We start from the raw sequence: 14287 nt of genomic DNA on the forward strand, positions 1-14287 counted from the left end.
CCTATTCCCTATTCCCTATTCCCTATTCCCTATTCCCTATTCCCTATTCCCTATTCCCTATTATTAGAATTTATTTTCTTTCATATATTAGTAACTTATACACAAAATAATTCGTGTTGCAGCTAGGCGGCAAACGAGGATATCCCAATGAGCGTACATTAGTACGTGATTTGGGTAGCCGAGTGCTGCCAACAACGCTGTGGCGCGAAGTATGAAGTGTATCTGCACAAGGTATGAAGTGTATAAAACTTGTTACCTATATCACGCACTTGTTATATTTATATCGATTACTAGTTGGCATATTAATGAAATTTGACTACAATCAAATGAGCGAAAACGAACATATTTGAAAGTATTTCGAACATCTCAGGGGTATGCATGGAAACTAAAGACTTGATTGTAATTGGCGGCGGAATTAACGGCGCTGGTATTGCGGCTGATGCTGCAGGCCGTGGACTGTCAGTATTGCTGCTTGAAGCTCAAGACTTGGCGAGTGCAACCTCATCAGCGAGCTCAAAACTTATCCATGGTGGCTTACGTTACCTTGAACATTATGAGTTCAGGTTAGTCAGTGAAGCGCTTGCTGAGCGAGAAGTCCTATTACGGTTAGCACCGCACATTGCCTTCCCAATGCGCTTTCGCCTTCCTCACCAACCACACTTACGCCCTGCATGGATGATCCGTATTGGCTTATTCCTGTATGATCATTTGGGAAAACGCGTTAGCCTACCAAGCAGTAAGAGTTTGAAATTTAGCCAAAACTCCGTGCTTAAACCAGAGCTGGCGAAAGGTTTCGAATATTCAGATTGTTGGGTTGATGATGCGCGTTTAGTCGTGTTAAACGCTCAAGAAGTCGTTCGTAAACAAGGTGAAGTCCGCACTCGAACAAAAGTCACTCGTGCATATCGTGAAAATGGTTTGTGGATTGTGGAAGCACAAGACCTCCGCACTGGCGAAACCGAAACCTGGAAAGCCAAAGGCCTCGTGAATGCGACAGGACCTTGGGTAAAAGAATTCTTTGATGATGGTTTGAAATTAAAATCACCTTATGGCATTCGCCTTATCAAAGGTAGCCATATTGTGGTGCACCGCGCACATGATGAGCCACAAGCTTATATCTTACAAAACGAAGATAATCGTATTGTGTTTGTCATTCCTTGGATGGATGAGTTTTCAATCATTGGAACCACCGATGTTGAATATAACGGCGATCCAAAAAATGTCAAAATTGATGAAAATGAAGTCAACTACCTGTTAAAAGTCTATAACGACCACTTTAAAAAACAGCTAGGTAAAGATGATATCGTGTGGGATTACTCTGGTGTTCGTCCGCTGTGTGATGATGAGTCTGATTCACCACAGGCAATCACTCGTGACTACACCTTAGATATTCATGATGAAAATGGTCAAGCACCACTGTTATCTGTCTTTGGTGGTAAATTAACCACTTATCGTAAGCTTGCTGAAGCGGCAGTCACTAAACTGGCAAGTTACTACCCAAATGCGGGCAGTCCTTGGACAAAAAACGGTCAGCTACCGGGTGGTGATATTGAAGGTTGTGACCGTGATGGTTATTCACGCCTGTTACGCCAACGCTACCAATGGCTTCCTGAAGGACTTGCCTTACGTTATGCAAGAACCTATGGCAGTAACAGCAAATTGATCCTTGAAGGTGCTAATTCACTTAGCGACCTTGGTGAAGCATTTGGCAATAACGTCTATGAAGCAGAATTACGTTATTTAGTGAAAAATGAATGGGTTGTTGAACTAGATGATGCTATTTGGCGTCGGACTAAATTGGGTATGTGGCTGAATGATGAAGAAAAACAGCGCATTACACAATGGTTAGCAAACACAGTGGTTAGCAGAACAAACTAAAACTGCTGAACTGGCGCAATAATCCAAACGTAAAAATAGAATCTCGTTGTTATAGTAAGTTGTAGATTGAAAGCAGTCTCGTTGTAAAATAAACGCCGGTCAGTGTTTGCTGACTGGCGCTTTATTTTTAGATACGGGCTGAGGTTGTACAAATTGATTTAGTTTGCTTATAATGTGTACTCACATTTTTACACGTTAGCCTAATCACACTAACGTCAATTAGCAGGTATTCCTCACGATGAACTAAGCACTGCCAGAAAATATTTTCCAATACCGTTTTTCGGTATTCATTTTTCTGTTCCTGGCGGGCAATAGTTATCATCCTATCTTATTCGAAAGATAATCTTCGTTGTCTGCCCTCTATTTATTGGAGGTATCTATGACGGCTGCTTGTCACTTTTCACAACTCAATATCGAATTTAATCAAACTGCACTTTTTCCACCTTTAAGTGGCACTCTGTTTTGCCAAAAAAATGCCTTAGTCGGTAATAATGGTAAGGGGAAATCCGTGCTAATGCGTATGCTCGCCCAAATATTAACACCCACATCAGGTCACATTCACTGGAACATCCCATTCATTCACGTTGATCAACTGACTCGTCTAACAGGCAACACGCTTATCGATGCCTTAGGGATTAGTGAACTTTATCAAGCATTTGCTCGCATTAATGCGGGTAATGGCACATTAGTCGATTTTGAATTAGTTGAAGATAAATGGCATTACCCTGCGACATGGCAAAGCCTGCTCGATTCCGCAAATCTGCCTATCTCGATGGAAACACCTATTGCGTATCTCAGTGGAGGAGAACGTACTCGCCTTGCGCTTTGCCGCGCTTTTTTGCATCCCAATCATTTTTTATTACTCGATGAGCCAGATAACCACCTCGATACTGAAGGTCGCCAATGGTTAAGTGAAAAACTGGCACAACACACCGCAGGGAGTTTGGTTATTACTCACAACCGAACACTATTAGCCCATATGCAGAATATTCTAGAGCTCACTGACAAGGGTCTGCATGAATATGGTGGAAATTATGCCTTGTATGATGAGCAACGAAAATTTGAACTAGCCGCTATTGAAGCCGAATCGGAGAGGCTTGATAAGCATATTCGTCATGAGAAACAGCAACAACAAGCCACATTACAAAAAGCAGCTCAACGGCGTAAGCAAGGTGAAAAAGTACGCTCAAGTGGATCGCAGTCCTTGTTATTACTGGATATGAAAAAAAATAGAGCAGAGAAAAGGCAATCGAACGTTGCTGAACGACACCAGCGCGTTATTGGCGATTTACACGATCAGTTACAACAAAGCCAAGATAAAATCATTCATACCAAACCCCAAAAAATGTATTTAAAATATCAAGGTGATGGTCGTAAAGTCACTGTATTTGCTGCTGATTTACACTTACCTTACGGTTATCAAGCTCCTCTATCGTTTACTGCATACAGTGGTGAGCATTGGCATATAAAGGGGCACAACGGTAGTGGAAAATCGACCTTACTTAAAGTACTTGCGGGTCATATCCAAGCACTATCAGGAGAGTATCGTATCAGTGGTGAGTTTTGCTATTTAGACCAACACTTAAATCTATTAGATAAGTCGTTGCCCGTCGCCGAAGCATTACACCACTATCAACCTGCTTTTACTGTTGAGCAATGGCGCACACAACTTGGGATGTTACGTATTCGAGGGGATAAATCATTACAACCATTACATCTGCTCAGTGGTGGGGAGCAACTTAAAACCACCTTACTAGCTTTAACTCATAGTCCCACCCCACCCGCAGTGCTATTACTTGATGAGCCCGATAATCACTTAGATTTAGATTCAAAACAATTACTTGAAAATTTATTGAATGAATATCAAGGCACTTTATTTTTAGTTTCTCATGATAATGTATTTATTGAGCAATGTAATATCACCCATGAATTAAATCTCTCTAGTCAATAAACAAACAAGGCTGCCCTATGGCAGCCTATTTCTAGCGAATAAAGGTATTTTTCACACGACTGGAAACTAAAAAGTAAGGGATCCAAATGACACAATAAAAACCACTATTAACCGCAGTGATTAAATTTGAATAATTAATCTCTAGGCCAAAATAATTAGGGAAAACAAAACGAGCCCCAATAATCACCACCAGATAAATAATCATTGAAATGATAAACAAGAGCTTGGCGCTTTTTTTCCATTTAATTGCTGCGATAAAAGTCCATAACAGTAAAGCAATTAATAGGCCATAGCCCATTTGTAATAAATAAAATGCAGATGCAAAACCCGAAACATAAAAATCAGAATCTATTTGAGTCGCTAATGGCCAAGCAATTTTTACTTGGCTAATCTCTTGTAGCATCATGCTGATAGCTTTATAGAACATATAAAATAGCCCTATAAACGGTAAAATAAGCCATCCACCAATGCCTTGAACAGGTACTTTTTGCACATGTTGAGCGGTAACATGAGAAACCTGTTGTTCCCCCTGAGATAACTGACGGGTTTCCATTCTAATAACCTTCTATTTACCTTGTATCTTTTCTTCAATAAATGCTTTAAGCACTTTCGCCTGATTATGTTGCGTATCTTTTGCACTATATAATAAGGTTAAATGACCTTGCTTTGCCTTTTCGACTAACGCCTGCCAAGCGGATTCATTATTATTGAGCTCTTGGCGATATTGCGTAATAAATTGTTCAAATTGATCTGTATTTTGATGAAACCATTTTCGCAATTCATTGGAGGGAGCAACAGCTTTATTCCACTCATCACACTGTAAATCCGTCTTTTTAATTCCTCTTGGCCATAATCTATCAATTAACACCCGATAACCATCTTCAATAGAGGTGGCGTCATAAACCCTTTTACAATAAATCATCAACTTACCTCTTATTATCGTGAGTTAGACTATACCTTAGTTTACAAACGTATTTTTAACTCTCACGGAAAGTAAAAAATAGGGGATCCAAATCGCACAACTGACAAGGACTCGACTAATATCTTTAATATCTGAAGGTTCAAATTCTAAATCAAGCAATGTCATTGCTAACACAATATCTGAGACAACTAGCACCAAAGAAAATAACTGGAAGAAAATATAAACTTTAATCGCTATTTTTTTCTTGGTAAAAAATACATAACATAAAAACAAGAGTACGGAATAAAGAATCGAGTTACCTAAGATTTCGAAGTAAATTAATTCTTTGAATAAAGGAATAAATGAATCTGATAGCGGATTAGTTAATGCATCCCAATATTCAATCACTTCAATATTTTGAGCATAAATCGTCGCGGGCAAAACAAAAATAGATAAAATAATGCCCAACATTGGCAAAATAAGCCATCCACCAAAACCCGTTAACTCATTTTTTATTTTTGGCGCAGGGGCAGTTGGCATGGCAGGAGGTATCGCGTCGAAAGACTGCTGTGGTATTTTATCTTGAGATGGCTCATGATTGTTCATCTAAACATCCTTGAATTGTATCATACTCATACTTTCGCTTTATTCTGAACTAAGCACTTTTATAGGCTCCAACTATCACCGCAAATCTGTCATGATTGTTTTATCAGACTAACTATATTGCTTCTTTTCCTCATTCAAATACAACTATATTAAGCACAATATCATATTTGAATGGTAAATTATGAGTAACCAAATGCGCTTCTTAATAATAAAGAAAAGTCCTATAAGGTGATGACCATGCCAACGCTATTACTGCCAGAGCACTTTCGCTGCGATGATTTTTTTGCATTTCATTTAAGAGATCAACAAAACATTGCGGAAATTGTTGAGAATAAACAGTTACGTAAAGGCATTATTTGGCATAACAACCCTGCGCAAATAAACCTTCGTATCGATAACCAGCAAGCTATCATTTCACTCGATATCGACTCATCCAAACTTGGCTCATCAAAAAACACATCAGATGAAGAACAAATCGCGGCTCTTGGAAAAAATTTATTAGGTCTTCATCAAGGAGTAGAACAATTTGAAGAATGTTATTTAACTGACCCTCGGTTGGGGAAACTGATTAAAAACCAACGAGGTTTACGGATTTATCAATCTGCCAGCCCATTTGAAGCCCTCGTTTGGGCCATTATCGGTCAACAAATCAGCGTTCATGCCGCAATTGCCATTCGCCGCCGGTTTATTCAGGCTGTCGGAATGCAGCACTCATCAGGCATCTGGTGTTTTCCTAACGAGCAACAAGTCAACCAAGTCGATGATGATACTCTTCGCCAAACCGGCTTTTCTACCGGCAAAATTGTCGCTTTGCGGGCACTATGTGATGCAATCAAAAACCAACAACTTGATTTATCTGTACAAATAACCTCATCCAATGTTGCCCATCTCACGGAGCAGTTATTAAGTATAAAAGGTATTGGACCATGGACAGTGAGCTACGCCTTACTTCGTGGCTTTAATTATCTCGATGGTTCTTTACATGGCGATGTAGCAGTGCGACGTAATTTGCAAATATTACTAACACAAGATGAACAACCTAACGCCAAAGAAACTGAAAAATGGTTAGCACAATATTCCCCATGGCGAGCCTTAGTGGCAGCACATTTATGGCGTAGCCAATCTGCTGCGGGTTATTAGTGATAGAAATGAGAAAGAAGAGAAACTGGGCAAAAAAAGTTTGTTTTGTGGCACAGAACGGTTGAGTATGCCTGAGATGAGAACATGAGGATTGAGTTTACTGAGGGGCTAAAACGATAAAAGCCCTGACGTTAATACGTTCAGGGCTTTTAAGATACTGCCAACTTAATTTTTAACATTAATGACTACTAGTTTAGTGTTACTTTGATACTACGTTTAAAATGTACAAATTTATTACGATATGGTGACTAACTGACTCCATATAATATTCGTTTATAAAACTGTTATCTCATCAAGACAAGAGTAACAGATAAACAGTACACTCTCCCACGCGATATATACTATTGATGCGTTGCCTTACTCCCCGTTGCTGACCATTGCAGCCGCAACCAAAAAGCACTATCCAAGCCTTACATCATCGCGTTTACACTCTTTAGCGATTGCAATGTGCTATCGCTGAACTGCTTGTCACAGCGTGTTTCTGTGCTGTTGATACTTAATCTACATGTTTTAAATTATATGTCAATACTGTATTTATTTACATATATTATTCATTGAAATGATGGGTTCAAAAGACCAGGAAAATCAGTAATACCGTCTCTGAAAAATAAAATATCGTGGCGTAATGAATGAAATTATTATCAAAAATACCCCAAATAAAAACCCCATTCAACCTAGCGAATTCACACTATATTGAATGAGGTTTTAAAAATTCACCACATCAATGAATTAGCGCAGCCAGTTAGTTTTAACCAGTTGAACAACTTCATCGCCACGGCCACTCATAATTGCTTTCATCATATATAAGCTAAATCCTTTAGCTTCCTGAGCCTCAATTTCTGGCGGCATTGATAGCTCTTGTTTTGCTGTCAACACATCGACAATAACTGGACCATCATGAGCAAAAGCTTCTTTTAATGCACCGTCAAGATCTTCACTTTTCTCAACTCGGATACCTTTGATACCCGCAGCATTGGCAATCGCAGCAAAATTAGGGTTATGTAAATCAGTGCCAGCCGTTAAGAAACCTGCAACTTTCATTTCCATTGCCACAAAGCCCAAAACACCATTGTTATGAATGATAATTTTGACTGGAAGCTGCATTTGCGTCAGGGAAATAAAATCTCCCATCAACATACTGAAACCACCATCACCACACATGGCGATAACTTGACGTTTTTTATCAACAGATTGTGCGCCCAATGCTTGTGGCATCGCATTTGCCATTGAACCGTGATTAAAAGAGCCTATCAGGCGGCGTTTACCGTTCATTTTTAAATAGCGCGCAGCCCATACAGTTGGTGTGCCAACATCACAAGTAAAAATGGCATCGTCATTTGCCAACTCACTAATTTTAGTTGCTAGATATTGCGGATGAATAAGACCTTCATGTCCCGGCTTCGCTAAATCATCTAGCCCTTTACGCGCTTCGGCGTAATGCTTCAAAGCACCGTCTAAATGTTTTTGATCTTGTTTAGCCTGCAAATGTGGTTGTAATGCAGTAAGCGTTGATTTGATATCGCCAATAAGCCCCATATCAATATGACAATGAGAACCTAGACTACCTGCATTAATATCTATCTGAATAATTTTTGCATCTGTTGGGTAGAACGGGCGATAAGGAAATTGGGTACCTAATAACACCACAGTATCCGCATTCATCATTGCATGGTAGCCCGATGAAAAGCCGATTAACCCAGTCATACCAACGCTATACGGGTTATCCCACTCAATATGTTCTTTACCGCGCAGGGCGTGAACTACAGGTGCTTTTAGAGTTTCAGCCAATTTAACCACTTCATCGTGAGCACCAGCACAACCGTTACCACAAAATAACGTGATATTTTTAGATTGATTCAAGGCTTCGGCCAACTTTTCAATCTCAGTACGTTGTGGCATGATCAATGGAGCTTGTGGCTGATACCACGTATCTTTAGCGGTTTCTGGTGCATCTTTCAACGCAATATCCCCAGGGATCACAACAACAGATACCCCTTTATTAAGGATAGCTTTGCGCATTGCAATGCCTAAGACCTGTTGAATTTGCTCTGGATTAGTGACCATCTCACAGTAATGACTGCATTCACGGAAGAGTTCTGTCGGATGTGTTTCTTGGAAATAATTACTACCAATTTCACTTGAAGGAATATGAGCTGCGATAGCTAATACAGGCACTCGATTACGATGGCAATCATATAATCCATTAATAAGATGCATATTACCTGGACCACAAGAACCTGCACAAACCGCTAAGTTTCCTGTTAGCTGAGCCTCTGCCCCTGCGGCAAATGCAGCGACTTCTTCATGACGAGTTCCTAGCCATTCAATAGCACCTTGACGGCGCAAGCTATCTGTTAAACCGTTTAATGAATCTCCAGTAACGCCCCAGATACGTTCAACACCTGCATTATCAAGAACTTTAGCAATGTAGGATGCAATACTCTGTTTTTTCATAATGGCACTCTTTTTAAGTCAGATAATTAGGTTATTTGCAGATATTCTTCATATGCTGCAATACTCACTCATTCTCAAATGCTTGGGCAATAATTGAATTGATTGTAGCTAAAGAAATAGTCTATTCCTACCGACTAAATTAAATATAAAACAGAACAATACAATAACCTGTTAATATCAAAAGAAGAACTAAGTATCAGCATAAATATGGATTGTATTGGTCACATAAAGAAATCATCAAATTTAGACTATCGCAAAAAATTTATTATCAACTTAGTCAAAATTAATATTACGTTGCTGTTGTACTAATCAAATTTATTTTTACACATAAAAAATCTATCGATATTACCAATGATTAACAACCCTATTTGAGCTAGTTTCATTAAAACATGCGGTAATTACCAATTGATTTTAAATTAGTAATTTTTACTTTAAAATCATGCAAGTAAAACAAACTCACCCATTAAATCTAGTTTTCATACAAAAGTCAGCATTTACATTCAATTTAAAGTATTAATACTGGATTAAAATCACGTTATTTTACAACATTTCGAAATTATTGTATGATAGATACCATGTTCAGCTATTAGATGGTGACTTTTTTGCTTCATTTACAACAATCTTCACAGCCATGTTCTTTGTCATTAAATCAACTTCAATATTATTCTCATGATTTTTTTTCGCTATATTCCTGCCTACGGTAACCTAATCAAAAAATAGCTGATACAAATCAATAAAATCAGCAAAATATCATTTTCACTTTCAAATAATGTTTAAATAATTTATGTATTATTCATATAACGACTATTCTAAATATTAAGCACTTGCTCTTTATCCAAAAAACTCAGATGTGAAAAACCTACATTTTGAATGTCGTTTAAAAAGTTCTTAATATTCAGATAACAGGATGGCTCCATGAAATTTAGAAAAAAAAGAGAAAAACCGTTAAATATTAATGATATTACTATCATTGATGACGGTAAGTTAAAAAAAGCAATCACCGCTGCTTCGCTGGGTAATGCGATGGAATGGTTTGACTTTGGTGTATATGGCTTTCTAGCCTATGTACTAGGTCAAGTGTTCTTTCCGGACGCATCACCGAGCGTTCAAATGATTGCCGCATTAGCCACTTTTTCAGTACCTTTTTTAGTTAGGCCACTCGGAGGACTTGTATTTGGTGTCCTAGGTGATAAATATGGTCGACAAAAAGTATTGTCGATGACCATTATCATTATGGCAATCAGTACCTTTTGTATAGGGTTAATTCCTTCATATAACAGCATCGGTATCTGGGCACCGATACTATTACTTATTGCTAAACTGGCTCAAGGGTTCTCAGTCGGTGGCGAGTATTCAGGTGCCGCTATCTTCGTTGCAGAGTATTCACCCGACCGTAAACGTGGTTTTATGGGAAGCTGGTTAGATTTCGGTTCAATTGCCGGTTTTGTACTAGGTGCAGGTGTCGTAGTACTGATTTCAAGTATTTTAGGGGAAGAAAGTTTTCACGATTGGGGCTGGAGAATTCCATTTTTCTTAGCACTTCCTTTAGGGATTATTGGTCTTTATTTACGTCATTCTCTTGAAGAAACCCCTGCATTCCAACAACATATTGAAGCGTTAGAAAAACAAGATAAAGCCAATATTCAAAACCCACCGAAAGTTTCTTTCCGTGAAGTGGCGACTAAATATTGGAAAAGTTTGATGATTTGTGTCGGCTTAGTGATCGCAACTAATGTAACTTATTATATGTTGCTGACTTATATGCCAAGTTATTTATCACATAACCTGAATTACTCAACCGACCATGGTGTGCTAATTATTATTGCCATTATGATGGGTATGTTATTTGTTCAGCCATTGATTGGGTTGATGAGTGACAGAATAGGCCGTCGTCCTTTTGTCATCGCAGGTAGTGTAGGTCTTATTTTCTTAGCCTATCCGGCCTTTATGTTGATCAACAGTGGTTCTGTCGGCTTAATTTTTGTTGGTTTATTAATTCTAGCTGTATTATTAAATTGTTTTACGGGTGTAATGGCATCAATTTTACCCGCTATTTTTCCAACCCATATTCGTTACAGTGCTTTAGCAATCGCCTTTAATATTTCAGTATTAATTGCAGGTGCAACACCAACAGCAGCAGCATGGTTAGTCGAATCAACCCATGATCTGTATATGCCAGCCTATTATCTGATGGTGATCGCCGCTATCGGTTTGCTAACCGGTATTAAAATGCCAGAAACTGCAAATAAACCATTAAGAGGGGCGACTCCTGCGGCTTCTGATAAAGCAGAAGCAAAAGAGATCTTATCTGAGCACTTTGACAACATTGAACAAAAAGTTGAAGATATTGAAAAAGAAATTGCTGAACTTGAGAAAAAACGTCAATCTTTGATCAATCAGCACCCTAAATTGGATTAACCTTTTCAAAGGCAAAGGAGGAAAGCGGTGGCAGCAAAACAAGTTTGTCATCTTATCTGGTTTCGCAATGATTTGAGAGTCACAGATAATAAAGCGCTTTCCTCCGCCTGCGCTGATCCGCAGGCGAAAGTGATTGCATTATTCACCGCTACGCCACAACAATGGCAATCGCATGATGTTTCTGCACGTCAAATTACTTTTTTGCATCAAAACCTCGTTGCATTACAACATTCTCTTGCACAACTCGGTATTCCGCTAGTTTGTCATACTAGCGCGAGTTTTACTGAGGCCGCACAATGGGTGCTTGATTACGCCAGCGAACAGCAAGCGGATGCACTTTTTTTTAATCGCCAATATGAGATAAATGAAAAGCAACGGGATGAGTGGTTAGTCAAACAATCTCATGCCTTACATATTCATGCTTTTGATGATGCTTTACTGCTTGCTCCTGGAACCGTGAGCAATCAAAAAGGCGAAATGTATCAGGTCTATACACCATTTCGGCGTGCATTTACCTCTCAACTTGTTGTCACTGATTGCCGTTCGTTAACTGTGCCAGAAAAACGCGGTAAAGCCCTCGAAATTAACGAAACACAACCGTTGTTTGCACATGCTGCGGCTGATATCTCGCCACAATTTGTGGCCGGAGAGCAAGCCGCATTACAGCAACTGAGACAATTTTGTCGTGAGTGTGTCCAAAATTATCAACGAGATAGAGATATTCCCTCAGTCAATGGAACCAGTCAATTATCCCCTTATCTAGCCATTGGCGTATTATCTCCACGACAGTGTTTTAACCGCTTACATGCGGAAAACACTCAGGTATTAGATTCTCCAGACAGTGGCGCTTTTACTTGGCTTAATGAATTGATTTGGCGTGAGTTTTACTCTCATTTATTAGTTGCTTTTCCGCGACTATGCCGTCATCAACCGTTTATTGAATGGACTCAACATATTCAGTGGAATAACTCTCCTGACGATTTTAATGCATGGAAAAACGGACAAACAGGCTACCCCATTGTGGATGCAGCAATGCGTCAGCTAAATGAAACGGGTTGGATGCATAACCGTTTACGTATGATTGTGGCCAGTTTTTTAGTAAAAGACTTGCTCATCGATTGGCGTAAAGGTGAAAAATACTTTATGGGCCAACTAATCGATGGCACATTAGCGGCGAATAATGGGGGCTGGCAATGGTCAGCGTCAACAGGGGTTGATGCATCACCTTGGTTTAGAATTTTTAACCCAACGACCCAAGGAACCAAATTTGATCCACAAGGCACATTTATTCGCCATTGGTTACCTGAGTTAATGTCGGTGCCAGATAAATATATCCATACACCTCATGAATGGGCTGATAGTAATCATATTCAGCTCAATTATCCAACACCGATAGTTGACCACAAACAAGCGCGATTAAATACCCTAGAGGCTTTTGAGGCCGGAAAGCGAAATAGTTTAAAATTATCATCACCGTCATTGCCCTAAAAATAGCGTTCAAGAACAATCAATGTAATATATGAATTTAGCCGTTATTATAATAAATCAAAATAAAAGGAGATGATATGCAGGTTATTTTACAAGTAGATTTCCCTTACCAAGGGCCTTGGGGCGATGAAATGACAATAGCGATGAATGAATTGGCTGAGTCTATCAATCAAGAGCCGGGTTTTATGTGGAAAATTTGGACGCAAAACCAAGAAACACAAAAAGCAGGCGGTATCTATCTCTTTGCCTCAGCAGCCGAGGCGCAAGCTTACTTGCAAAAGCATAGCGCCCGCTTGAAATCCTTCGGTATTCCAGCCGTTAACGGTGAAATCTTCGAGGTGAATACTGCGCTTAGCCAGCTAAACCAAGCGCAATTTATCAAATAACGCAATTAGCCTTGAAATTCAAACAGCATGACGTCTGAGGTAAATGAGCCATCTTCCTGTACTGCAAAATGGCTTTTTGCCTCATCGCTTAATGTGCTTTGATATAAGCGAATAGCCTCAATTAGCGGTGCTGGCGTTCTCATCCGCTCAACCCAGCTAGTAAATTCAAGCTCTAAACGAAAGCTTTTAATTTCACGAACGAATAGCCCTGCATTATTAAACATACCAGACCATTCCCCTGCGGAATAGTCGCGAATATGAGATGTATCCCTCAGTACTTCCACCGTTTGCAGATAAATATCCAGTAAAGGGTGTCCCGGTGAAACAACATCGATGAAAATACCTCTTCCTCCAGGTTTTAATACGCGACGAACTTCACGTAAAGCCCGCTCAACATCATGCCAATGGTGAGCAGAGTAACGACTAATCACAATATCAAAAGTATCTTCAGCAAAAGGCAATGATTCCGCAGTGCCTTTACAAGTCGTAATGTTATTAAGACCACGCTCTGTCGCATTTTTTTCGACCACCGTTAACATCGCATCTGATAAGTCATAAGCCGTCACAGAACATACCAGAGGAGCCGCACCAAAACTGGCATGCCCTGCGCCACAGCCTAAATCAAGTACATTGGCCTCATTACTACCACTGAGTGAATGTATTAAGGCCTTTAAATCCTCGCCCTGTGCATGAACTTGGCTGGTTAAATATGAATTTGCCTGTTCGTCAAATTGTTGGTAGACCGCTTGATGGTGTGTTTTCACTTTTTGTTTCCCTACGTTTTTCCACATGAAATGAAATATAATTATTTATCCATCAAAACAGAAAATGATTGAAAAAGCACCTATTTGAGCCAATAAAATAAGCAATTTATATTTAGAATACGGTATAACGCACGTGGTCAGAACTCTTTCAAGCAAGTCGAGCCACTTTATGAAATCGAAATAGATCGCCCAAAACTCGCCTTTCAAAATCTGATTTCGAAATCGAGTTTATAAAAATTTATCGTTTAAAAACGATCAGTTTCGTCCTCTTATTTTTTATACGCAGCAAGCTTAATGTAAA

11 protein-coding genes are annotated in these 14287 nt (G+C 39.3%); 6 read left to right on the forward strand and 5 right to left on the reverse strand.

The features are described 5' to 3' along the window. Nucleotides 1–378: 378 nt before the first annotated feature. Both glpD and ACTH6U_RS06185 read left to right on the forward strand, forming a co-directional pair. Entirely contained in the window at nucleotides 379–1878 is a 1500-nt protein-coding gene (gene glpD, locus ACTH6U_RS06180; RefSeq protein WP_441831820.1) for a glycerol-3-phosphate dehydrogenase, read from the forward strand. 379 nt (nucleotides 1879–2257) lie between these two features. After that, entirely contained in the window at nucleotides 2258–3829 is a 1572-nt protein-coding gene (locus tag ACTH6U_RS06185; protein ID WP_441831821.1) for an ATP-binding cassette domain-containing protein, read from the forward strand. A 31-nt stretch (nucleotides 3830–3860) separates the two neighbouring features. On the opposite strand, the gene ACTH6U_RS06190 is transcribed toward ACTH6U_RS06185, so the two are convergent. The 3 genes from ACTH6U_RS06190 to ACTH6U_RS06200 are packed head-to-tail and all read right to left on the reverse strand — an operon-like array spanning nucleotide 3861 to nucleotide 5336. After that, complete coding sequence (locus ACTH6U_RS06190) at nucleotides 3861–4382, reverse strand: DUF2569 family protein (RefSeq protein ID WP_441831822.1); 522 nt, start codon at nucleotides 4380–4382, stop codon at nucleotides 3861–3863. Between the two features lie 12 nt (nucleotides 4383–4394). After that, the gene (locus tag ACTH6U_RS06195; RefSeq protein ID WP_441831823.1) at nucleotides 4395–4751 is read right to left on the reverse strand and encodes a DUF488 domain-containing protein; all 357 of its coding nucleotides are present in this window, start codon (nucleotides 4749–4751) and stop codon (nucleotides 4395–4397) included. 36 nt (nucleotides 4752–4787) lie between these two features. Beyond that, nucleotides 4788–5336, reverse strand: a complete 549-nt coding sequence (locus tag ACTH6U_RS06200; RefSeq protein ID WP_294107086.1) for a DUF2569 domain-containing protein — start codon at nucleotides 5334–5336, stop codon at nucleotides 4788–4790. Between the two features lie 237 nt (nucleotides 5337–5573). Between ACTH6U_RS06200 and ACTH6U_RS06205 the strand changes: the two genes are divergently transcribed. Beyond that, on the forward strand, nucleotides 5574–6476 hold the full coding sequence (locus ACTH6U_RS06205) for a DNA-3-methyladenine glycosylase family protein (RefSeq protein WP_441831824.1): 903 nt from the start codon (nucleotides 5574–5576) through the stop codon (nucleotides 6474–6476). Between the two features lie 729 nt (nucleotides 6477–7205). Here ACTH6U_RS06205 and poxB read toward each other — a convergent pair. Beyond that, nucleotides 7206–8930, reverse strand: coding sequence for a ubiquinone-dependent pyruvate dehydrogenase (gene poxB, locus ACTH6U_RS06210; RefSeq protein WP_294107084.1), 1725 nt, complete (start codon nucleotides 8928–8930; stop codon nucleotides 7206–7208). Nucleotides 8931–9845: 915 nt separating this feature from the next. Here poxB and proP point away from each other — a divergent pair. The 3 genes from proP (at nucleotide 9846) to ACTH6U_RS06225 (ending at nucleotide 13222) form a co-directional block, all read left to right on the forward strand. Beyond that, the gene (proP, locus tag ACTH6U_RS06215; protein WP_294107083.1) at nucleotides 9846–11348 is read left to right on the forward strand and encodes a glycine betaine/L-proline transporter ProP; all 1503 of its coding nucleotides are present in this window, start codon (nucleotides 9846–9848) and stop codon (nucleotides 11346–11348) included. Nucleotides 11349–11375: 27 nt separating this feature from the next. Next, entirely contained in the window at nucleotides 11376–12836 is a 1461-nt protein-coding gene (gene phrB / locus ACTH6U_RS06220) for a deoxyribodipyrimidine photo-lyase (RefSeq protein ID WP_441831825.1), read from the forward strand. Nucleotides 12837–12913: 77 nt separating this feature from the next. Next, entirely contained in the window at nucleotides 12914–13222 is a 309-nt protein-coding gene (locus ACTH6U_RS06225; protein ID WP_441831826.1) for a monooxygenase, read from the forward strand. 5 nt (nucleotides 13223–13227) lie between these two features. Here the strand turns inward: ACTH6U_RS06225 and ACTH6U_RS06230 are convergent, their stop codons facing one another. After that, entirely contained in the window at nucleotides 13228–14013 is a 786-nt protein-coding gene (locus ACTH6U_RS06230) for a class I SAM-dependent methyltransferase (protein ID WP_294107080.1), read from the reverse strand. Nucleotides 14014–14287 lie beyond the last annotated feature (274 nt).

It is taken from the genome of Providencia sp. (assembly GCF_052096715.1).
GTDB lineage: Bacteria > Pseudomonadota > Gammaproteobacteria > Enterobacterales > Enterobacteriaceae > Providencia.

Bases quoted from the DNA above. Each gene is read 5' to 3' on its own strand.
- glpD (WP_441831820.1), top strand. From the start codon at position 379: ATGGAAACTAAAGACTTGATTGTAATTGGCGGCGGAATTAACGGCGCT.
- ACTH6U_RS06185 (WP_441831821.1), top strand. From the start codon at position 2,258: ATGACGGCTGCTTGTCACTTTTCACAACTCAATATCGAATTTAATCAA.
- ACTH6U_RS06190 (WP_441831822.1), bottom strand. From the start codon at position 4,382: ATGGAAACCCGTCAGTTATCTCAGGGGGAACAACAGGTTTCTCATGTT.
- ACTH6U_RS06195 (WP_441831823.1), bottom strand. From the start codon at position 4,751: ATGATTTATTGTAAAAGGGTTTATGACGCCACCTCTATTGAAGATGGT.
- ACTH6U_RS06200 (WP_294107086.1), bottom strand. From the start codon at position 5,336: ATGAACAATCATGAGCCATCTCAAGATAAAATACCACAGCAGTCTTTC.
- ACTH6U_RS06205 (WP_441831824.1), top strand. From the start codon at position 5,574: ATGCCAACGCTATTACTGCCAGAGCACTTTCGCTGCGATGATTTTTTT.
- poxB (WP_294107084.1), bottom strand. From the start codon at position 8,930: ATGAAAAAACAGAGTATTGCATCCTACATTGCTAAAGTTCTTGATAAT.
- proP (WP_294107083.1), top strand. From the start codon at position 9,846: ATGAAATTTAGAAAAAAAAGAGAAAAACCGTTAAATATTAATGATATT.
- ACTH6U_RS06225 (WP_441831826.1), top strand. From the start codon at position 12,914: ATGCAGGTTATTTTACAAGTAGATTTCCCTTACCAAGGGCCTTGGGGC.
- ACTH6U_RS06230 (WP_294107080.1), bottom strand. From the start codon at position 14,013: ATGTGGAAAAACGTAGGGAAACAAAAAGTGAAAACACACCATCAAGCG.